This is a genomic window from Streptacidiphilus carbonis (assembly GCF_000787775.1).
GTDB classification, from domain to species: Bacteria; Actinomycetota; Actinomycetes; order Streptomycetales; family Streptomycetaceae; genus Streptacidiphilus; species Streptacidiphilus carbonis.
In genome coordinates, this window is the sequence record NZ_BBPM01000040.1 from 1 (window position 1) to 19764 (window position 19764).

17 protein-coding genes and 4 pseudogenes are annotated in these 19764 nt (G+C 71.3%); 10 read left to right on the top strand and 11 right to left on the bottom strand.

Features of this window, described 5'->3' with window-relative positions:
• From TR46_RS26210 to TR46_RS26220, 3 genes are all read right to left on the bottom strand, one after another.
• A partial coding sequence (locus TR46_RS26210) for a serine/threonine-protein kinase (protein WP_152626678.1) occupies window positions 1-1063 on the bottom strand: 1063 nt, incomplete at its 3' end.
• Window positions 1060-1614 (bottom strand): hypothetical protein, encoded by a 555-nt coding sequence (locus tag TR46_RS43240; RefSeq protein WP_042405684.1) that lies wholly within the window; start codon window positions 1612-1614, stop codon window positions 1060-1062. The genes TR46_RS43240 and TR46_RS26210, both read right to left, overlap by 4 nt.
• Before the next feature lie 118 nt (window positions 1615-1732).
• Window positions 1733-3832, bottom strand: a complete 2100-nt coding sequence (locus TR46_RS26220; protein ID WP_042405687.1) for an N-6 DNA methylase — start codon at window positions 3830-3832, stop codon at window positions 1733-1735.
• Between the two features lie 167 nt (window positions 3833-3999).
• Between TR46_RS26220 and TR46_RS26230 the strand changes: the two genes are divergently transcribed.
• Complete coding sequence (locus TR46_RS26230; protein ID WP_052433100.1) at window positions 4000-4785, top strand: hypothetical protein; 786 nt, start codon at window positions 4000-4002, stop codon at window positions 4783-4785.
• Between the two features lie 152 nt (window positions 4786-4937).
• Window positions 4938-6104 (top strand): pyridoxal phosphate-dependent aminotransferase, encoded by a 1167-nt coding sequence (locus TR46_RS26235; protein WP_042405690.1) that lies wholly within the window; start codon window positions 4938-4940, stop codon window positions 6102-6104.
• Between the two features lie 105 nt (window positions 6105-6209).
• Here the strand turns inward: TR46_RS26235 and TR46_RS26240 are convergent, their stop codons facing one another.
• A complete protein-coding gene (locus TR46_RS26240; protein WP_042405692.1) occupies window positions 6210-6425 on the bottom strand; it encodes a DUF6243 family protein in 216 nt (71 codons plus the stop codon).
• A 190-nt stretch (window positions 6426-6615) separates the two neighbouring features.
• On the opposite strand from TR46_RS26240, the gene TR46_RS26245 reads away from it, so the two are divergent.
• The 3 genes and pseudogenes from TR46_RS26245 to TR46_RS44555 all read left to right on the top strand — a co-directional run.
• A complete protein-coding gene (locus TR46_RS26245) occupies window positions 6616-6867 on the top strand; it encodes a ribbon-helix-helix domain-containing protein (RefSeq protein WP_236655509.1) in 252 nt (83 codons plus the stop codon).
• Window positions 6864-7306: pseudogene (locus tag TR46_RS26250) on the top strand (PIN domain-containing protein). The gene TR46_RS26245 and the pseudogene TR46_RS26250 overlap by 4 nt, the downstream one beginning before the upstream one ends.
• 54 nt (window positions 7307-7360) lie before the next feature.
• Window positions 7361-7543 (top strand): annotated as a pseudogene (locus TR46_RS44555) (aminotransferase); the annotation flags it as partial.
• Here the strand turns inward: TR46_RS44555 and TR46_RS26255 are convergent.
• The 3 genes and pseudogenes from TR46_RS26255 to TR46_RS26265 all read right to left on the bottom strand — a co-directional run bounded on the left by TR46_RS26255 (window position 7521) and on the right by TR46_RS26265 (window position 9827).
• Window positions 7521-9083: a Fic family protein gene (locus TR46_RS26255; protein ID WP_084718937.1), complete on the bottom strand. Its 1563-nt coding sequence runs from the start codon at window positions 9081-9083 to the stop codon at window positions 7521-7523. The pseudogene TR46_RS44555 and the gene TR46_RS26255 sit on opposite strands and share 23 nt — an antisense overlap.
• A 242-nt stretch (window positions 9084-9325) precedes the next feature.
• Window positions 9326-9559 (bottom strand): annotated as a pseudogene (locus tag TR46_RS41365) (hypothetical protein); the annotation flags it as partial.
• Between the two features lie 10 nt (window positions 9560-9569).
• Window positions 9570-9827, bottom strand: a complete 258-nt coding sequence (locus TR46_RS26265; RefSeq protein WP_042405699.1) for a hypothetical protein — start codon at window positions 9825-9827, stop codon at window positions 9570-9572.
• A 220-nt stretch (window positions 9828-10047) separates the two neighbouring features.
• Here TR46_RS26265 and TR46_RS26270 point away from each other — a divergent pair, with 220 nt between their 5' ends.
• Together TR46_RS26270 and TR46_RS26275 are read left to right on the top strand one after the other, a co-directional pair.
• Complete coding sequence (locus TR46_RS26270) at window positions 10048-11022, top strand: ABC transporter ATP-binding protein (protein WP_084718938.1); 975 nt, start codon at window positions 10048-10050, stop codon at window positions 11020-11022.
• Between the two features lie 11 nt (window positions 11023-11033).
• Window positions 11034-11837 carry an ABC transporter permease gene (locus tag TR46_RS26275; RefSeq protein ID WP_042405776.1) on the top strand — a complete coding sequence of 268 codons (804 nt, stop codon included), beginning with the start codon at window positions 11034-11036 and terminating at the stop codon, window positions 11835-11837.
• A gap of 44 nt (window positions 11838-11881) precedes the next feature.
• On the opposite strand, the gene TR46_RS26280 is transcribed toward TR46_RS26275, so the two are convergent.
• Together TR46_RS26280 and TR46_RS26285 are read right to left on the bottom strand one after the other, a co-directional pair.
• On the bottom strand, window positions 11882-12169 hold the full coding sequence (locus TR46_RS26280; RefSeq protein ID WP_042405701.1) for a hypothetical protein: 288 nt from the start codon (window positions 12167-12169) through the stop codon (window positions 11882-11884).
• Window positions 12170-12281: 112 nt separating this feature from the next.
• The gene (locus tag TR46_RS26285) at window positions 12282-12971 is read right to left on the bottom strand and encodes a TetR/AcrR family transcriptional regulator (protein ID WP_152626679.1); all 690 of its coding nucleotides are present in this window, start codon (window positions 12969-12971) and stop codon (window positions 12282-12284) included.
• A 103-nt stretch (window positions 12972-13074) separates the two neighbouring features.
• On the opposite strand from TR46_RS26285, the gene qcrB reads away from it, so the two are divergent.
• Complete coding sequence (qcrB, locus tag TR46_RS26290) at window positions 13075-14766, top strand: cytochrome bc1 complex cytochrome b subunit (RefSeq protein WP_084718939.1); 1692 nt, start codon at window positions 13075-13077, stop codon at window positions 14764-14766.
• A 19-nt stretch (window positions 14767-14785) separates the two neighbouring features.
• Window positions 14786-15142: a PNPOx family protein gene (locus TR46_RS26295; protein WP_052433102.1), complete on the top strand. Its 357-nt coding sequence runs from the start codon at window positions 14786-14788 to the stop codon at window positions 15140-15142.
• Window positions 15143-15232: 90 nt separating this feature from the next.
• Here the strand turns inward: TR46_RS26295 and TR46_RS26300 are convergent, their stop codons facing one another.
• Together TR46_RS26300 and clpB are read right to left on the bottom strand one after the other, a co-directional pair.
• Window positions 15233-15835 carry a type III secretion system chaperone family protein gene (locus TR46_RS26300; protein ID WP_042405703.1) on the bottom strand — a complete coding sequence of 201 codons (603 nt, stop codon included), beginning with the start codon at window positions 15833-15835 and terminating at the stop codon, window positions 15233-15235.
• Between the two features lie 162 nt (window positions 15836-15997).
• On the bottom strand, window positions 15998-18619 hold the full coding sequence (gene clpB, locus TR46_RS26305) for an ATP-dependent chaperone ClpB (RefSeq protein WP_042405705.1): 2622 nt from the start codon (window positions 18617-18619) through the stop codon (window positions 15998-16000).
• Window positions 18620-18817: 198 nt separating this feature from the next.
• Here clpB and TR46_RS42550 point away from each other — a divergent pair.
• Window positions 18818-19764: pseudogene (locus tag TR46_RS42550) on the top strand (hypothetical protein); the annotation flags it as partial.

The following is a 19764-nucleotide window of genomic DNA, read 5'->3' on the forward strand; positions in this document are numbered from 1 at the left end:
GGGTGGGCGCGGTCGGGGGCGCCGGGGTGGGCGCGGTCGGGGGCGCGGGCACGGGCGGGGCCGACGACTGGGCGGCGCGGGGGGCGTAGGTGCTCCGGGAGTCCGCCCAGGGCGCGTACGGCTGACGGAACGGGCGGGTGGGATCCATCGGCACCGCCGGTCCCTCGGACGCCCCGACCCCGGGAGACGGCAGCAGCGGTGCCAGGGCCCGGTAGACCTCGGCCGCGTCGGCGGGCCGCTGCCGCGGATCCTTGGCGAGCAGCCGCAGCACCAGGGCCTCCAGCGGTTCCGGTACCTCGGGACGGACCTGGCGCAGCGGCACCGGCGGCTCGTTGAGGTGGCGGTGCAGCACGCCCAGCGCGGTGGAACCCGCGAACGGCACGGTTCCGCTGAGCAGTTCGTGCAGCACCGCGCCGAGCGCGTAGAGGTCCGCGGCCGGACCGACTTCGCCGCCCATGGCCTGCTCCGGCGCCATGTAGGCGGGGCTGCCGATGGGCGAACCGGTCAGCGTGAGCCGGGTGGTGTCGCTGTCCAGCACGGCGGCCACACCCAGGTCGAGCACGACCACCGCGCCGTCCGGACGGACGATCAGATTGCGCGGCTTGAGGTCGCGGTGGACCACCGGCACGGCGTGCACCGCGGCCAGCACCGGACACAGCTGCGCCGCCACGGCCACCGCCCACGGCCACGGGTACGGGTCGTTCTCGGCGAGGTGGTCGGCCAGGTCGGCCCCTTGGACGTACTGCATCACCAGGTAGAGGTCGTCGCCGTCCTCGCCCGCGTCGTGGACCGTGACCAGGCCCGGGTGCTCGACCTGGGCGGTGATCCGGCACTCCCGGGCGAAGCGTCGCCGCAGCTCGCTACCGTCCCCGGCGCCAGGGCCGGCACTGGCGCCGTCACTGCCGACGCCGCCGTCCACACCGACGGCCCGGTCGGGCCGCAGCAGCTTCACCGCCACCCGGCGGTCGAGCCGGCGGTCGTGGGCCGTCCACACCTGGCCCATGCCTCCCTGCCCCACCAGCGTCGACAGCTCGTAACGACCCGCGACCAGCCGCCCGTTCACCTGCCCCCCTGGTCCCGGAGGTAGGCGCTGAGCTCGTCGAGTTCGGCCCTGACCTGGTCGATGCGCCCGCCGGGGGCCGGAACAGGAGCGGGAAACGGGACACGAACAGGAGCAGCGGTGGGAGTGGAAACCGGGGCAGGAAGAGGGGTGGGGACAGGGGTGGGAACGGACCACGCGCCCGTCGGTGCGTGGCCCGGCGCCGCAGCAGACGCCCGACGGCCCGCGTCGTGCCAGCGGAGGTCCGCGACCAGGAAGTGGACCGGGACGCCGACCGCCAGTAGCAGCAGTACCGCCATACCCAGCGCACTCGCCCAGCTGCTGTCGTCGTCGCTCTGCCCCACCAGCACGAACGCGCCGGTGGCGAGCAGCACCACCAGTCCGCAGCCGACCCAGTCCCACGCCCTCCGGCTGCGGACGGCCAGCCTGAGCATGGGTATCCAGGACAGGATGCCGATCGTCGCCGGGGGGACGGCGGCGAACAGCACCCGGACGAGCACTCGCGCGGCCCGCGCGGCCCGGCGGGGCGGCGGTATCGGGGCGGGCCCGTACATGGCGCGGCTCCAGGTGGTCGGTGTCGCGCGCATCGGTGGCGGACGGGGTGAGCGTACCGACCCGGCCGGTCGCGGCCAAAGGCCCGTCCGGAGCCGTGCTACCCCGCATTACCCCGCGCTACTTTGCGCTGCCGTCCGTCAGTTCGTCGTGCAGGCCCTGGAGGAGCTGCTCGCCCAGCCGCCCGACCGACCGAAGCGAGTCCTCGAACGCGGCGAGGGCGCGGAAGCGCTCACCGTAGCGGCGCTGGTCGTCGAGCGGGAGCCGGGGCACCTGGAGCCGGCGGACGTCCAGCCGGGTGGCGGTCGAGGTGTAGCTGCTCGCCTGGCGGTTGTTGGCTGTGCCGCGCAGGAAGCCGGCCAGGAACCATGGGTCCAGTGACACCGGGTCCGCCCGCAGCAGGTGCACTCCGCGTCCGAGCGCGGCGCCCGCCCCGGACCGGTCGACCACCCGGGTGACCGCGGCTCGGCCGAGGGCCGGGATCACCACGTCCCCGGCCTCGACCAGCACCTGCTCCCGGTCGTCCCCGTCGAGCAGCACCCCCGAGGGCGGTCCGCCGGCCACGATGTCGTGCTCGGTCAGCACCGCCCGAGCAGCCCCGGTAGCGGCGTCCCGGGTACCGGCGTGCCCGGTACCGGCGTACCCCCCGGAGGCTGCCGCGGTGCCGGCGCTGATCGCCGTTCCGGTGCGCAGCAGCAGCGCGCCGGCCTTGGCCAGCTCGCCGACGCTGGTCAGCGACCAGTGCGCGGTTTGCGCCGATCCGCCGACGACGGGGGCGAGTTCCGCCGACCGGCCCAGCGCGGCGGTCAGCCGCTCGCGTACCGCTGCCAGGTCCGCCGCGCCCTCGCCGACCGCGCGCAGGGGCAGATGCCGGGCCGGGGTGAGGTCCACATCGTCGTCCAGCAGCTCGACCACCTGCAGCGAGCGACTGACACCGGGCACCCCGTCGACGGCGCCCTCGCGGTCGAAGGCCCGCCAGGTGTCGGCCACGGCGGTGTGCAGGGCCTGCCAGGACGCCTTCTCACCGGCGTCCGCCAGGCCGCCCGTGTCCACCAGCAGCAGTTGCTGGGGCGCCGGCGCGCCGGCGCCGGGGCGGCGCAGCACCCACAGGTGCAGCGGGATCCCGTACGGCGGCGCCGCCCCCGCGGGGAGGGCGACCACGGCCCGCAGCGCGCCCCGGCGCAGCAGGTCGGCCCGGATCCGGCGGCCCGACCTGCGCGAGGCCGCGGCCGGCGGCATCAGCAGCACGACCGTGCCGCCCTCGCGGACCCGGGAGAGGGCGTGCTGCACCCAGGCCAGTTCCGACTCGGTACGCGGGGGCAGGCCGTACTCCCAGCGGGGGTCGTAGGCCAGCTCGTCGTAACCCCAGTTGCGCTCGTTGAACGGCGGATGGCAGAGCACGGCGTCGGCGTCGGAACCGCCGAAGGCATCCGCCCTCAGGCTGTCGCCGACCTGGATGTCCACCGGGCCCCGGGAGTTCAGCGCGAGCCGGAGGGCGGCGAGACCGGCCGGTCCGGGGTCCGCCTCCTGGCCGAGGAGGACCGCGCCCGGTCGCGCGGCACGCAGCAGGCCGCCGAACCCGCAGGCGGGGTCCAGTACCCGGTCGGCCGGGCCGGCGAGTTGGGCCATCAGCTCGGCCGGGCCGGGCGGAGTCAGTGTGTACTGGCGCGGCCCGGAGTCGAGATGACGCCCCATCAGGAACTCGAAGGCCTGCCGGACCCCCAGTTCGGCGGCGAGTTCGCCGACGCCCCGGAGCAGGTCCGCGTGCGCGGCGACCGCCGCCGTGTCCGGGACCGGCACCGGGTGGTCCTTCCCCAGCCGCTCGCGCAGCGCCGAGGCCAGTGCCGCCGCCGACACCCGGGTCTCACGGGCGGCCTTCCCCGAACCGCCCGCGCCATCGGGGCCGGCCCCGGCATGTTCCTGGTGCTGCATCAGAACCAGGAAGGAGCCCACCAGTTGCAGGGCCGGAGCGATACCGTCCGGGTCCTGCTCGATCTGCTGCCAGACCCGCTCCCGGGCCGGGACCTGACCGATCTTCCCCTCGTCGCGCAACCATCGCTCGACCTCCGCCAGGTCGAAGGTCGGACTGGTGTCGGTGCCGCCGATCGGCCGGGGAAAGTCGGCATGGCGGCGCCGCCAGTTGCTGACAGCGGCTCGCCCGACCCCGGCCAGCCGGGCGATCCCACCCGCCGTGACCGCGGCCCCGTCGCCCTGCGCCATCCTGCACCCCTGCTTCCGCGACTGCTTCCGCGACGTCCGCGCCTGCCGATGGTCGATCATACACAGCGGCCTTCACGCCAAATAGCTGTGTTGACGGAGTTCACAGGAGATGGTCTGATTGCCCCGCCGTTCATCATCTCTCCTGCCCGGAAGGTCCACGCTCCCTCATGTCTGCGCCTCTTCGCCGGATCGCTCTGACTGCCCTCTGCACCACGGCGGCCCTCGGACTCACCGCCTGCTCCTCCTCGGTCGGAGCCACCGCGGACCCGGCCGCGGCGCCGTCGTCGGCCGCGACCCCCGCAGTGTCCGCAACGTCCGCTGAGTCCGCCGGCGACTCCGCGGCCTCCCCGTCCGCCGCCGCCGGCGCCACCCGGGCCGCGCTCGCCACCGGCAACAAGCTGAACTCGATGCTGCTGCCCGCGTCGGCGCTGCCGAAGGGCTTCAGCGTCAACTCCGCCGGCACGGTCAACACCGGCGACGGCTACAACCCGCCGTCCTCGCCGTCCGCCGTCCCCGTCGCCAAGGCCTGCGACGCGATCCGCGGCACCAGCTGGATCGACGCCAGCGGTCTGGCCGGCCGATCCTTCGCGCAGAACGACTACAGCGACTCCGCGGAGGACCTCTTCGGCCAGGAGGTGGACGGCTTCCAGGGCAATGACGCCAAGACCGTGATGACGGCCCTGCGAAAGGTCTTCGCGGAATGCGCGAACGCCAAGGTCACGGTGAATGGGACGGCGTACAGCGCGCGCACGACCCTCCGGACCGTCAGCGGCCTGGGCGACGACGCGGTCGAGGCGGTCACCACCTCGGCCGACCTCGACGGCGGCACCACGCTGATCGCGGTCCGGGTCGGCGACCTCGTGGTCACCACCATCTACAACGACCAGAAGGGCACCGGAGCCGCCGACCTGGCCCTGACCAGGCGTCTGGTCGCGAATGTGACCGCGGGCTGAGTGCTCCCCCTGCCCTCCCCGCGCCCCCTCAGTTGTTCCGTGCCGTCACGGGGCGGCACGGAACCCCCACACCGCCCGGACCGGCCCGGCGACGCGGCCCGGGCCCCGTAGTCTCCTCGCAGGCACACGGCGCAGGAGAGGTGTTGGCAGACATGGGTACGAGGCCGCTGTTGAACCGTCGCTTGGACGGCCTGGGGACGACGATCTTCGCGGAGATGTCCGCGCTGGCCACCGCGACCGGCGCGATCAACCTGGGCCAGGGCTTCCCCGACACCGACGGCCCGGCCGAGATCGCCGAGGCGGCGGTCCGCGCCATCCGTGAGGGCAAGGGCAACCAGTACCCGCCCGGCCCGGGCATCCCCGAACTGCGCACCGCGATCGCCGAGCACCAGCAGCGCTTCTACGGCCTGACCTTCGACCCCGACACCGAGGTCCTGGTCACCGCCGGCGCCACCGAGGCCATCGCCGCCGCGATGCTCGCCCTGCTCGAACCCGGCGACGAGGTCATCGCCTTCGAACCCTTCTACGACTCCTACGCCGCCTGCATCGCCATGGCCGGAGCCACCCGCGTCCCGCTCACCCTGCGCGCCCCGGACTTCCGACCCGACCTGGACCGGCTCCGTTCACTGATCACCCCGCGCACCCGCCTGCTGCTGCTCAACTCCCCGCACAACCCCACCGGCATGGTGCTGCAGGCCGAGGAACTGTCCGCGATCGCGGACCTCGCCGTCGAGCACGACCTGCTGGTCGTCACCGACGAGGTGTACGAGCACCTGGTCTTCGCCGGTGCCCACCGGCCGATCGCCGCGCTCCCCGGCATGCGCGAGCGCACCGTCTCCATCTCCTCGTCCGGCAAGACCTTCTCCTTCACGGGCTGGAAGGTCGGCTGGGTGACCGCGTCCGCTCCCCTGGTCGCCGCGGTCCGCACCGCCAAGCAGTACCTGACCTACGTCAGCGCCGGCCCGTTCCAGTACGCCGTCGCCGAAGCCCTGCGGCTGCCGGACGGCTACTTCACCGACTTCCGCGAAGCCCTCCACCGCAAGCGCGACCTGCTCAGCGAGGGACTGCGAGCCGCCGGCTTCGAGGTCTACCAGCCTGACGGCACGTACTTCATCACGACCGACATCGCCTACTTCGGTGAGAAGGACGGACTCGCCTTCTGCCGCGCCCTCCCCGAACGCTGCGGCGTCGTCGCCGTCCCCAACTCCGTCTTCTACGACGACCCCGAAGCCGGCCGCACCCAGGTCCGCTTCACCTTCTGCAAGAAGGACGACGTACTCAAGGACGCGTCCACCCGGCTTCAGCGATTCAGAGGTTGAAGCGCTGGTGTGCCGTCGGAGAGCATCACCTGCCTGGTGTGCCACTCGCGATGGTGCGCCGAGATCGGACAGTCCCGTGCCGCGCCGCCCGGCTCCGACGGCGCCTCAGCCCTGTGTGGTGCCGTCGCCCGCCTGCCCGGCACCCTCAGTCGCGCCTGCCGCCTCACGCATCTTGCGCACCAACTCCGCCTTCTGGTCGGCCGCACCCTGGCGGTCCAGGTTGCGGTGCGGACCGTTGTTCTGCCGTTCGGCGCGGGACAGCCTCTTCCGCTGGCCTCCGCCCATACCCACGGGGTTGTTGATGTTCTTGCTGTCGGTCACGGGTTCTCCCGGTAAGGATGTGAAGTGGTCTTCGGATTCATCGGTGGGAACGGGCGGCGAACAGTCCGAGCCTTCGGCGAGCGCCTAGAACAGCTGCTTCCTTCCGGAGATCTCAGCACTTCCAGTGGCCGCGAGCACACCCGACAGCTGAGAGACCATTTCGCTGGCGCCCGCCGTTACAGTGGAGGACGTGGACCATAATGTCTACGCCGATCCTGAGGGCCTCTCCATTATCAAGGAGGCGGCTGCCCGTCGCGGCATCAGCGAGGCCGAGATCATTCGGCAGGGCATTCATCTGGCCGCTATGGCCAACCGCGTCTGGGACGAGCCCCTGTTCTCCCGCACCTTCGAGGGGCCGGGCCGCACCCTTTCGAAGGACGATGTACAGGACGCGGTGGCCGACGCCGTCAAGCGCGGGGGCACGCCGGAAGCTGCCGCGTGATCATCGTTGTCGCCGACACGTCGGGACTCCTGGCCGCACTGGATTCGACGCATCCGGAGCACCAGGGAGCCAACGAGGCCATCATGGCCGCCGGCCTGCTCGTCATGTCGCCGCTGCTGCTCGCCGAGCTCGACCACGTCGCCACCCGGGAGCTCGGCCGGGAAGCCGCGATCAGCGCGTCGACGACATTCGGCGCTGGATGCGGGCGAATCGCGTCGTCGTGCCGGAGATCACCGAGGCCCACCTGGCCGCCGCACAGTCCATGCGCGCCCGCTACGAAGCACTCAACCTCGGCCTTGCGGATGCCGTGAACGTGGCCTTGGCGTCGGAGTACGACACGGACGCTGTCCTCACGCTCGACCGCCGTGACTTCCGCGCGTTGCGCCCCCTCGGCCGTCACAAGTCCTTCCGCCTCCTGCCGGACGAGCTCCCCTTCTGACCGTGTCGGCAGCCCTTCAGGCGTCACCAACGGGTACGTGAAAACGGAGCGGCTTGGGTGACCGCGTCCGCCCCCCTGGTCGCCGCGGTCCGCACCGCCAAGCAGTACCTGACCTACGTCAGCGCTGGCCCGTTCCAGTACGCCGTCGCCGAACCCCTTCGGCTGCCGGCCGGCTACTGCACCGACTTCCGCGAAGCCCTCCCCGCCCAGCGGCTCAGCCTGCCGGAAGGCCGCCGAGGAGGCGTAGCCGTTGACCGGTCGACTCGGCAAGTCCTGGGTCCAGATATCCGTTGGTGGCCTGGATCTCGGCATGGGCGGCGTCGAAGTCGGTCCAGTCGATGGCCGCAACCCAGCGCTGGGCGAAGCGCAGGACTGCGACCAAGGCCTCGCCGCGCCCGGCCCGGTTGCTCACGGCTGACAGACCGGCCAGATAGTTGTTGCGGTAGACGGTGGGGATGACAATGCGAATCTGGCCCGTTGCGGTGAGTTCGGCGTTGGCCGCGATGCGCGCGACACGTCCGTTGCCGTCGTCGAACGGGTGGCACTCGGTGATCAGGAACATCATGGCAACTGCGCGATGGAGCGGGTCCGTGACCGGCGACAGTGTGTCGAAGCCACGCTTGAGAGTTCCCGGAAGCAGTTCGGGTTCGACGAACTGGTAACCCCCGGCGTAGTTTCTGACCTGCTTGAACTCGCCGGGATGCTTGTCCGGTCGGGCACCCATCAGGATGCCGTGCTGTTCCCGCAGCAGTTCCAGGAGCCCCGTGCCGGACTGCGCCCGTCGCGCGGCGAGCCGAGGGTCCGAGACGATGCTGTAGGTGGCGGAGACATCGTGGGCGTCCTGTGGCCTGGCGGCAGGCACCTCCCCCTCCATGGCGATTCGCCGTGCTTCTTCGACTCCGAATTCCGTTCCCTCGATGAAGTTGGAGAAGTACGCCTCGAAGAACGGCAGCCACCTCCACCGCTCGGCGTCGCCCAACGCTGGGGCGGGTACCGGCGGAATCGCACCCATCCCCTCAACAAGCCCCTCCAGAACGGCAATCCGGCTGGCATCGAATGGCTCACCGGCCAAGCGGGCCCGCAGGCGCGGCGAGGACGGTGATCTCCCGGCGAAGGTGCCCAGGAGTTCGGCCAGGCGTGCCCGGACCGTCTCGACCGCGGTGGAATCGAAGTTCCCCTTGATGAGGTCGAGATCAGCAAGGACATTCCTGATCCGTCCCGCCCCGCCGTCCCGCGCGAGCGCGTCGATCCGGTCCTCTACCTCCGTGGTGCCTGCCGCACGGGCCGGACGGTCCAGGGGCGGGCGACCTCTACCGGTCACGTTCTCGATCAGCCCCCGAACCACCCCGGACAGGTAGAGGCCGTGAGGCAGCGGCATGTCGCCGGGTAGTGGCCCCGGACCGTCCTGCACCGAGATAGTCAGGCCCGGCATACGCAGGTCACTGCGACGCGGTGGGTCGGGGTGGCGGATGAACAGCCAGCCCTCGCTGGGGCCCCCACTCAGCGCAGAGCGATCGGAGACGACCGCGGACGGCCACACATGGGCGACGACGGCCAGGCAATGGTGGCGAGCGACGGCGTCAGGGGGGAGGGTGGCACCTACGGCGTAGATGCCAGGAGCAAGACGCATCGCTCGCCCCGCCTTGGCCTGGCGGGTCCGGGTCGCGGTCGTACCAAACTCGAGGACACCCGCCGGGGATGTCCCCGGAGCAACTTTCATAAGTGAAACCGCCCTACCGCTCACCTCTAGAGCAACTATTCTCTTGAAAATATCCATCAAGGGCAAGTTTTTTGAACTAATAGTACTACTGTCAGCAGCAGGAGGGGCTCAGGGTGGAGCGGCGAACGGATGCATGAAAATGGATTGGCCTGGGCAACCGGTACCCGGGGAACTCGTCGCCGCCGTCCGCACCGCCAAGCAGTACCTGACGTACGTGAGTGCAGGTCCGTTCCGGTACGCGATCGCCGAGGCCCTGCGGCTGCCCGACACGTACTACGACGGCTTCCGCACCGACCTGCTCAGCGACGGGCGGCGGAGAGCCGTCCGTCGAAGGCGATGTCGAAGGCGTTCAGAGCGGCCTTCCAGCGGATGGCCCAGCGCTTGCGGCCGGTGCCGGTCGGGTCCAGGCCCACCGCCGGGTACTTCGCGCCCCAGGTCTCGGCGAACTCCACGAACCGCGTCAGGGCGGCCTCCTCGGTCGGCGCGGTGTAGACCGGCCGCAGGGCCTTCGCCATCTGGTCCCAGTCCTGGCGGCGGCGGTCGTCATTGTGGGGCCGGCGGGTCGGTGGGGTCCGATCTGGCCACCAGAAAGTAGTCGTGTGCCTCCGGGTCCACCGTCACGCCCAGCAGTTCCTGCACCTCGGGAAGCCGTTCGAGGGGGACGTCGAAAACCGAGCCGATGAGGTCGGGGTAGTCGCCGACCCACTCGGCCGCGGTCTGCAGGGTGAAGGAGCTGGGGAGGGGATGCTCCTCGATGATCCGGTCCTGGGCCTTGCGGGCCACTTCGATCATCCAGATCACTGACGGTCCTCCGATGTGGCCGCGGCGGGCGTCGGTCTGGCGACGCGGTTGAAAGCGGTCCGGATCATTTCACACGCCTCCGTCCTGACACCGGTGAGCCGTGTACTACGCCGGGCGCAGTCGAAGTGTCTTCGCGGGCGCGATGCCGTGCACCTGTCCACCGCGGTCCCCTTGCATGGAAGAGAGGTAGCGACAGAGCACATGAGAGGGCAGACCTTCGATGATCGAGATGTGCGAGCTGACCAAACGCTACGGGGACAAGCCGGCGGTGGACTCCCTGAGCTGCACGGTGCGCCCCGGCCGGGTCACCGGCTTCCTGGGGCCCAATGGTGCCGGCAAGTCCACCACCATGCGGCTGATCCTGGGCCTGGACCGGCCGGACGGCGGACGGGTGCTGGTGGACGGGAAGCCCTACGACCGGCTTCCCGCTCCGCTGACGCGGATCGGCGCCCTGCTGGAGGCCTCGGCCGCGCAGGGCGGCCGCAGCGCCCGCGACCATCTGCTGTGGCTGGCGCGCAGCAACCGGATCCCGGACCGGCGGGTGGACGAGGTGCTGCGGGAGGTCGGTCTGCAGGACGTGGCCCGGAAACGTTCCGCCGGGTTCTCCCTGGGCATGGGACAGCGGCTGGGGATTGCGGCGGCGCTGCTGGGCGACCCGTCGGTGGTCATGTTCGACGAGCCGGTCAACGGGCTCGACCCCGAGGGCATCCTGTGGATCCGCACGCTGATGAAGGGACTCGCCGCCGAGGGCCGCACGGTCTTCGTCTCCAGCCACCTGATGAGCGAAATGGCGCTCACCGCCGACCACTTGGTGGTCATCGGGCGCGGACGGCTGCTGGCCGACGTGCCGATGGAGGAGTTCATCGACCGCAACGCCCGCAGTTTCGTGCGGATCCGCACACCCCGGCCCGAATCCCTGCTGGACGCGCTGGCCGTGGAGGGCCTCACGGCCGTGTCCGCTCCGGACGGGACCTGGGAGGTGGAGGGGGCGGATCCGGCCCGGATCGCGGCGCTGGCCGCGGAGCGCGGTGTCGTCCTCGACGAACTGAGCCCGCAACGCGCCTCCCTGGAGGAGGCGTTCATGCAGATGACCGCCGACGAGGTGGAGTACCGCGGCGCACCCAGGGCGCAGCCGCGGGAGACGACGCCAGAGACGGCCACAACGGCGACGACAGCGACGGAGGCCACCCGATGAGCACGACCGTGATGACTGGGGTCGGACGAGCGGCGCCCGGCGGAGAATTGGGCGTGGCAGGGCAGTTGTCCGCAGCAGTGAACGCCGAGTGGACGAAGATCCGTACCGTCCGCGGCCCGCGCTGGAACCTGCTCGCGGGGCTGGTGGCCACGGTCGCCCTCGGCGCCCTGCTCAGCTACTTCATGGGCCGCAACTACAGCCCGCCCGCCGGCGCCCCGTTCGAGCCGGTACGCACCGCGTTCGGCGGCCTGGTGCTGGGCCAACTCGCCATGGTGGTCCTCGGGGTGATGCTGATCGGCGGCGAGTACACCAGTGGGATGATCCGGCTGTCCCTGGCCGCGGTCCCCAACCGGGGCGTGTTCTACCTGGCCAAGGCCACGGTGCTGGGCGCGGTGACGCTCGCCGTCGGGCTGGTCACGGCGTTCACGGCGTTCTTCGTCGGCCAGGCGCTGCTCGACGGCCACGGCGTGTCCCTCGGCGATCCCGGAGTTCTGCGGGCGGTCCTCGTCGGCGCCCTCTATCCGACGCTGATCTCCCTGTTCGCCCTGGGCGTGGCTACCATGCTCCGCCGGCAGACGCTCGCGCTGGGCATCCTGATCCCGTTCTTCTTCCTGGTGTCCACCATCCTGCAGGCCATTCCGGGCGTCACCAGGGCCACCCAGTTCCTTCCGGACCAGGCCGGGCAGCGGGCGCTGCAGATCCACCACCAGACCAAGGACGCCTTCGGCCCGCTGACCGGCCTGCTGATCACCGTCCTCTGGGTGGCGGCGTCGCTGCTGGGCGGCTGGCTGGTGCTGCGGCGGCGCGACGCCTGAGCCGGGGTGCGTGGGCCGGGGTGCGTGGGCCGGGGTGCGTGGGCCTAGGCCGGCGTTCGCTCCGGGACGGGGACTTCGCGGCCGTCCAGCAGCAGGGTGCAGGTCACGGCGCGGGTGTCGTGGCAGAGGTGGTCCAGGCGGATCTCGAAGGGCTGGGCCGGGTAGTCGGGGAGTTCGCTGGTCAGCACGGTCGCGTCGGCGCCGCGCTGGTGGCGGTAGCCGACCTCCTTGCCGTCGACCAGGAGGGCGACCTCCGGGGTGCGTCCGGTCCGGACGTCGACGGTGACCGAGTGCCCGGCGTGGTCGAGGTGGAAGTGGTGCTGGCGGGTCATGGCAGCCTCCGGAGCCGGCCCCCCTCCTCCTCACCAAGCTACGCCGGATCCCTGGCCCGCGACCCGTGGCCCCCGGCTTCGGGACCACGCTTTCGGGCCCCGGCTTCAGGCTTCAGGTCTGGGCCGGGGCCGCGAGTTCGTGCATCACGGTGTCCAGCTGGGCCCGGGTGAGGCTGGGCGCGGGCAGTGGGCTGGCGCCGCCGGTGCGGAAGCCGTCCAGGAGCAGGGTGAGGTAGCGGCGCCAGGCGTCCGGCGCCGCCGCCGAGAGCGCGGGCACGGCCGCGCTCAGCGCGCCCAGGCTGACCAGCAGGTCCTCCGGGGTGACGTCGGCCCGCATGGTGCCCTGCCGCTGGGCGCGGTGCACCAGCAGGGTGACCGTCTCCAGGTTGTGCTGCTTCAGCTCGTCCAGTGCCGGGATGCCGCGGATCCCGGTGGTGAGCAGGTCCTTGGCGCCGTGGTCGGTCACCAGCAGCGTGCAGATCTCCTCCTCCAGGGCGGTCAGACCGGACCAGGCGTCCTCCGCCTCGCGTGCTCGCTCGCTGGCCCGCAGCACCGTGTCGAGCCCCTCCTGGAAGACCGCCTCGATCAGCGCCTGCCGGGTGGAGAAGCGCCGGTAGAGGGTGGCGTTGCCGACGCCGGCGCGGCGGGCGATCTCGTCCAGGGGGGCGTCCAGACCCTGGGCGGCGAAGACCTCCCGGGCCGCTGCTATCACGGCCTCTCGGTTGCGCCGGGCGTCCGCCCGCAGCGGCGGGGTGTCCGACCGCGGCGGGATGTCGGTGGTGCGAGCGTGGCTGACGTGCATGGAAGCCAGGATAACAGGGCAAGCGGGGAGTCCTGTCCGCTTACTGCTACGATCCTTTTTGGGAAGTGGGGAGTCCACCCCACTTGATCGCAGGGGGTGCTCCATGTCGCAAACGGAGGCACAGCAGGGGGAAGGCCCGGTGGTCGCGGCCGCGGACTGGGTCGACGGCCGGCTCGGCCTCTACGCGATGGCCAAGGCCAATCTGCGGAAGCTGTTCCCGGACCACTGGTCCTTCATGCTCGGCGAGATCTGCCTGTACAGCTTCATCATCATCATCCTCACCGGCATCTACCTGACGCTGTTCTTCACGCCCAGCATGGGCGAGGTCGTCTACCACGGCAGCTACACCCCGCTGGACGGCATCCGGATGTCGGAGGCCTACAAGTCCACCCTGGACATCACCTTCGACGTCCGCGGCGGCCTGCTGATCCGTCAGATCCACCACTGGGCCGCCATCGTCTTCGTCGCCGCGATGACCGTGCACATGATGCGGGTCTTCTTCACCGGCGCGTTCCGCAAGCCCCGCGAGATCAACTGGATCTTCGGCTTCACCCTGCTGGTGCTGGGCCTCTTCGACGGCCTGCTGGGCTACTCGCTACCGGACGACCTGCTGTCGGGCACCGGCATCCGCTTCGTCGAGGGCGCGATCCTGTCGACGCCGATCGTCGGCACCTATATAGCCATGTTCCTGTACGGGGGGCAGTTCCCCGGGACCGAGATCATCCCGCGCTTCTTCACCATCCATGTTCTGCTGATCCCGGGGATCATGGTGGCGCTGGTGACGGCCCATCTGATCCTGGTCTTCTACCACAAGCACACCCAGTTCGCGGGCCCCGGACGGAGCGAGAAGAACGTCGTCGGCGCGCCGTTCATGCCGGTCTACATGGCCAAGGCCGGCGGCTTCTTCTTCCTGGTCTTCGGGGTGATCTCGGTGGTGGCGGCCGTCGCCACGGTCAACCCGATCTGGGCCTACGGCCCCTACCGCCCGGACCAGGTGTCCACCGACGCCCAGCCGGACTGGTACCTGGGCATGGCCGAGGGGCTGATCCGGATCATGCCCGGCTGGGAGATCAGAGGCTGGGGCCACACCCTGGAACTGGGCATCCTGGTTCCGCTGACGATCTTCCCGCTGGTACTGGTGGTCATCGCGGTCTACCCGTTCCTGGAGGCCTGGATCACCCGCGACAGACGCGAGCACCACATCCTGGACCGCCCGCGCAACGTCCCGGTCCGGACCGCGTTCGGCGTCGCCTGGATCGCCGAGTACCTGCTGCTGCTCGCCGCAGGCGGCAACGACCTGTTCGCGCTGCGCCTCCACGTCTCCGTCAACGCCATCACCTGGTGCTGCCGGATCGGCTTCTTCGTGGTGCCGGTGGTGGCCTTCACCGTCACCAAGCGCTGGTGCATCGGCCTGCAGCGGATCGACCGGGAGAAGGTGCTGCACGGCCGCGAGACCGGCACCATCAAGCGGCTCCCGCACGGAGAGTTCACCGAGGTGCACGAGCCGCTCCCGGCGGCCCGGCTGCACGTGCTGACCGCGCACGAGCAGCCCCGGCCGCTGGAGCTCCCGCCCGCGGTGGACAGCAACGGCGTACGGCGCCAGGTCCGGACCTCGGAACGGCTGCGCGCGCTGCTCTCGCAGAGCTGGTACGGCGAGGCGGCGCAGATACCCAAGGCGACTCCCCAGGAGGCGAACGGCCATGGCGCTGCTACGGAAGACCCCGCGGAGGCAGCCCGGCAGGAGCCGCCGGCTCTCGGAGAGCAGGCATCTGCTGCTCGCCGTCCACTGCTCTGACGGATCGACACACTCCCTGGTGTGCAAGGTGGTCGCGGACGGGGACGGCCTCGGCGTGCTGCTCGACGCGGGCTCCCCCGCCACAGCCGGTATCCGCCGCCGCCCCGGGGTGATCATCGCCCCCTGCGACTCCCGCGGCCTCCCCACCGGGGGCCGCTCCCGGGCCAGGGCCGTGTTCGGCGCACCAGGCCTGGCCGCTGAGTACCGCGTCGCGATGATGAACAAGTACGGCTTCACCACCGCCCTGGCCCTGGGCCTGACCCGGCTCACCCACGGCCTGACCGCCACCACCGCCGTCCGCCTCACCCCTGCCGGCACCGCCTGGCCCCTGCTCTGCCCGGACTGGCGCCCGCCCTCGGACTACAGCCCCAACTGACCCGGCGACCCGGCGACCCGGCGACCCGGCAGGACAAGACAGAGGGCCGGTACGCATGGCGTCCGCGCACCGGCCCTCACAAACCGTAGGTCAGCTCTCGGCCGGGCCGTCCTCGGTGCCGTTCTCCTCGGTGCCGTTCGCCTCGGCGTCGCTCTCGGCCGCGCCGTCGGCGTCCTTGCCGTCCTCGTCCTTGTCGACGTCGGTGGCCAGGCCGAGGCGCTCGACCAGCCACTGGTCGAAGCCGACGGCGGCCTGGGTCCAGTTGGCCGTCATCGCGACGAAGTAGTTGATGTTGACGCCCATGCCGACGATCATCTGCGACTCGCCGATGACCCGGACCACGCCGTCGTCGTGGACGTGGGTGTAGACCTTCGGCCAGAGGGTCTCCCGGTTCCACTCGTCCAGGGCCTCCAGCAGCTCGGCCTTGTTCTCGATCGGGTGGGCCCGGTCGTAGAAGGCGCGGACCGCGAAGAGCTCCTTCTGCTCGCCACGGAACATGTAGTAGACGCGGAAGCCCTCCCAGGGGGCGAGCAGGTCGCCCTCCTCGTCCACGGCGTGCTTCAGCTCCATCTGGTCCAGCAGCTGGGTGACCAGCTCCTGGTCGGGCACGACGACCGGCGGCGGCCCGTCCTGGCCCGACGGCTGCGGCTGCGGCGCCCCGAAGGAGGGGATGGAAGACGGGTCGATGCTCATAACTTGGCCGAGTTCCCTTCGAATGGACTTACCGCACCCATCCTGCCTCATCCGGGAGGTCCGGCGAAGCCCCGGAACCCCGCGTGAAGGGGTTCCGGGGCGTGCGGGGCCGGTGGCCCGCTACCTCTTCTTGCTGCGTTACTTCTTCTGTTGCCTCCTGCGTCACTTCTTCTCGAAGGAGTGCGCCGTGTGCTCGGCCGGCAGGACGGTCAGCCGGTCCGCGCCCGGAGCGGCGTCGACCACCACGGTGTCCCCGTCGCGGACCTCGCCGCCCAGGATGGCGCGGGCGAGCTGGTCGCCGATGGCCGACTGGACCAGCCTGCGCAGCGGGCGGGCGCCGTAGGCCGGGTCGTACCCGGTGAGCACCAGCCAGTCGCGGGCGGCCGGGGTGACGTCCAGGGTGAGCCTGCGGTCGGTGAGCCGCCTGCCCAGGGCCGCGACCTGCAGGTCGACGATCCGGGCCAGTTCCTCGGTGCCCAGCGGGTCGAACACCACGATGTCGTCGAGCCGGTTGAGGAACTCGGGCTTGAAGGAGGTGCGGACCGTCTCCAGCACCCGCTCCTTCTTCTCCGCGTCGTCCAGCGAGGGGTCGATCAGCCACTGCGAGCCCAGGTTGGAGGTGAGGATCAGGATCGAGTTCCTGAAGTCCACCGTCCGCCCCTGACCGTCCGTCAGCCGGCCGTCGTCCAGGACCTGGAGCAGGATGTCGAAGACCTCGGGATGGGCCTTCTCCACCTCGTCCAGCAGCACCACGCTGTACGGGCGGCGCCGGACAGCCTCGGTGAGCTGCCCGCCCTCCTCGTAGCCGACGTAGCCGGGCGGCGCGCCGACCAGCCGGGCCACGCTGTGCTTCTCGCTGTACTCGCTCATGTCGATGCGGACCATGGCCCGCTCGTCGTCGAAGAGGAAGTCGGCGAGCGCCTTGGCCAGCTCGGTCTTGCCGACCCCGGTCGGCCCCAGGAACAGGAAGGAGCCGGTCGGACGGTCGGGGTCGGCGATGCCGGAGCGCGAGCGCCGCACGGCGTCGGAGACCGCCCGCACCGCGGTGGTCTGGCCGATCAGCCGGCGGCCCAGCTCGTCCTCCATCCGCAGCAGCTTGGCCGTCTCCCCCTCCAGCAGCCGCCCGGCCGGGATGCCGGTCCAGGACGCCACCACGTCGGCGACGTCGTCCGGGCCGACCTCCTCCTTCACCATGGAGGCGCTGGTGGCCTCGGTGCGCGCGACGTCCTGCGCCTCGGCGAGCTCCTGCTCGGCGGCCGGGATGTCCGCGTACATCAGCCGCGAGGCGCTGGTGAAGTCGCCGTCGCGCTGGGCCCGCTCGGCCTGTCCGCGCAGGCCGTCCAGGCGCTCCTTGAGCTCGCCGACCTTGTTCAGGGTCGCCTTCTCGGCCTGCCAGCGGGCGGTGAGCCCGGCCAGCTGCTCCTGCCGGTCGGCCAGGTCCCGGCGCAGCCGCTCCAGCCGCTCCACCGAGGCCGCGTCGGACTCCTTGGCCAGCGCCATCTCCTCCATCCGCAGCCGATCGACCGAGCGCTGCAGCTCGTCGATCTCCACCGGGGAGGAGTCGATCTCCATCCGCAGCCGGGAGGCGGCCTCGTCCACCAGGTCGATGGCCTTGTCCGGCAGGAAGCGGGAGGTGATGTAGCGGTTGGACAGGGTGGCCGCGGCGACCAGCGCGGCGTCCGAGATCTGCACCTTGTGGTGCGCCTCGTAGCGGGACTTCAGTCCGCGCAGGATGGCGATGGAGTCCTCGACCGAGGGCTCGCCGACCATGACCTGCTGGAAGCGGCGCTCCAGCGCGGCGTCCTTCTCGATCCGCTCGCGGTACTCGTCCAGGGTGGTCGCGCCGACCATCCGCAGCTCGCCGCGGGCCAGCATCGGCTTGAGCATGTTCCCGGCGTCCATCGCGGAGTCCCCGCCGGCGCCCGCGCCGACCAGGGTGTGCAGCTCGTCGATGAAGGTGACGACCTCGCCCTCGGACTGCTTGATGTCCGCCAGCACGGCCTTCAGCCGCTCCTCGAACTCGCCGCGGTACTTCGCCCCGGCGACCATAGCGCTGAGGTCCAGCGCCACCAGCCGCTTGCCGCGCAGCGACTCGGGGACGTCGCCGGCCACGATCCGCTGGGCCAGCCCCTCGACCACGGCGGTCTTGCCCACGCCGGGCTCGCCGATCAGCACCGGGTTGTTCTTGGTGCGCCGCGACAGCACCTGGACCACCCGGCGGATCTCCTGGTCCCGGCCGATGACGGGGTCCAGCTTGCCGTCGCGGGCGGCCTGGGTGAGGTCGGTGCCGTACTTCTCCAGCGCCTTGTAGGTGCCCTCGGGGTCGGCGGAGGTGACCCGCGCGCTGCCCCGGACGTCCTTGAAGGCCGCCAGCAGCGCCTTGGCGGTCGCGCCCTCGCCCTTGAGCAGCTCGGCAACCGCACCGCCCTCGGCGGCCAGCCCGACCAGCAGGTGCTCGGTGGAGACGAAGGCGTCGTCCAGTTCGGCCGCCCGGGCGGCGGCCTCGTTGAGGGTGCTCACGGTCTGCCGGGCCAGCTGCGGCCCGGACACGGTGGAGCCCTGGGCGCTGGGCAGGGCGTTCTGCTGCCGGGTCGCCGCCGCCCGGATCCGCGGCACATCAGCGCCGACGGCCTCCAGCAGCGGCCCCGCGATGCCTTCGGGCTGCTCCAGCAGCGCGAGCAGCAGGTGCACCGGGGTGACATCGGGGTTGCCCGCGCTCGACGCCTGCCGGATCGCCGCCGACAGGGCTTCCTGTGCCTTGGTGGTGAGCTTGCTCGCGTCCACGCTCGTACGTCCTCCCGTGCTCTGCTTGCTCGGCTGTTCGACTGCCTGTTGCCATACCCAGCATGACGTAAGTTGAGTCTATTCCACTCAAGGCACGAGTGAAGCACAAACCGCCCCTGTTGTGCCGTCTGCCCCGACTATGCTCCTGGTTCTGCGGATCCGGGGGGACCGGGGCCGCGGTGCGAGGGGGAACGCGGGATGGGCGCAGCCACAACGAGCGGTCTGGGGCAGGACTGGGCCCGGGGGGACAGCTGGGAGCAGATCGGCTTCCTGCTGGGCCTGGTCCTGGTGCTGCGGCTGGTCACCGTCGCCTGGCTGCTGCGCTCGCAGGTCGGCTGGCGAAGCCGGGCGGTGGCCGGCGGCCGCCGCAAGGAGATCGTCAGCCACTTCGCCGAGGACGCCTCGCAGCGCCAGTACGCGCTGCGCCAGATCCAGCTCGGCTACCCCCGCCACCTGCTCGCGGCCGGCCTCGAAGCAGTCTTCAGCGTGCTGGTGGTGGGCGCCGTCACCGTGCTGATGCACTACGAGAACACCGTCGTCCTCAGCCACTACACCGACCGGCGCGACCTCGCACTGTTCCGCTTCAACCCGCCCTTCCCGACGACCTGGCTGGTGCACGCCTTCGACAACGCCCGCACCGGTCGCGGAACCGCTCTGCTGATCTGTTTCGTGCTGGCGCTGCTCTGGCTCGGCGCCTGGTTCCGCACCCGCTACCTGCTCCATGTGGTGCAGACCCCCTCGGGGACCTGGGAGCAGTCCCAGCTGCGCCACTGGCTGCCGGCGCAGCTGGCGGTCCGCTTCCTGGCCGCGCTGCTGCTGCTCCCGGTGCTCGGCCTGGCGGCGCTGCTGCTCTGGCAGCTGATCTCGCTGTGGGCGGCCCGCAGGTTCCACCACAAGCGCGCCCTGCTGACCCCCCCGCCGGTGGTCGGCCGCCCGGCCACCACCGGACCCACCGGACCCACCGGACCCACCGGACCCATGGTCTCCCAGCTGTGGACCGGCCCCGCGGCCTTCCCGACGCCGCCGACCCACGCACCGGCCCACCAGCCCACGTCTGCGCCCTCACCCACGCCCACGCCCTCACCCACCCTGTACGCCAACCTGCCCGACCCCGGAGCCCGGCCGGCGGCACCGGCCGCCCCGAC

What these genes read in the sequence shown, in the direction of transcription:
- TR46_RS43240 (WP_042405684.1), bottom strand. Translation starts at nt 1,614, where the DNA reads ATGTACGGGCCCGCCCCGATACCGCCGCCCCGCCGGGCCGCGCGGGCC.
- TR46_RS26220 (WP_042405687.1), bottom strand. Translation starts at nt 3,832, where the DNA reads ATGGCGCAGGGCGACGGGGCCGCGGTCACGGCGGGTGGGATCGCCCGG.
- TR46_RS26230 (WP_052433100.1), top strand. Translation starts at nt 4,000, where the DNA reads ATGTCTGCGCCTCTTCGCCGGATCGCTCTGACTGCCCTCTGCACCACG.
- TR46_RS26235 (WP_042405690.1), top strand. Translation starts at nt 4,938, where the DNA reads ATGGGTACGAGGCCGCTGTTGAACCGTCGCTTGGACGGCCTGGGGACG.
- TR46_RS26255 (WP_084718937.1), bottom strand. Translation starts at nt 9,083, where the DNA reads ATGGATATTTTCAAGAGAATAGTTGCTCTAGAGGTGAGCGGTAGGGCG.
- TR46_RS26270 (WP_084718938.1), top strand. Translation starts at nt 10,048, where the DNA reads ATGATCGAGATGTGCGAGCTGACCAAACGCTACGGGGACAAGCCGGCG.
- TR46_RS26275 (WP_042405776.1), top strand. Translation starts at nt 11,034, where the DNA reads ATGACTGGGGTCGGACGAGCGGCGCCCGGCGGAGAATTGGGCGTGGCA.
- TR46_RS26280 (WP_042405701.1), bottom strand. Translation starts at nt 12,169, where the DNA reads ATGACCCGCCAGCACCACTTCCACCTCGACCACGCCGGGCACTCGGTC.
- TR46_RS26285 (WP_152626679.1), bottom strand. Translation starts at nt 12,971, where the DNA reads ATGCACGTCAGCCACGCTCGCACCACCGACATCCCGCCGCGGTCGGAC.
- qcrB (WP_084718939.1), top strand. Translation starts at nt 13,075, where the DNA reads ATGTCGCAAACGGAGGCACAGCAGGGGGAAGGCCCGGTGGTCGCGGCC.
- TR46_RS26300 (WP_042405703.1), bottom strand. Translation starts at nt 15,835, where the DNA reads ATGAGCATCGACCCGTCTTCCATCCCCTCCTTCGGGGCGCCGCAGCCG.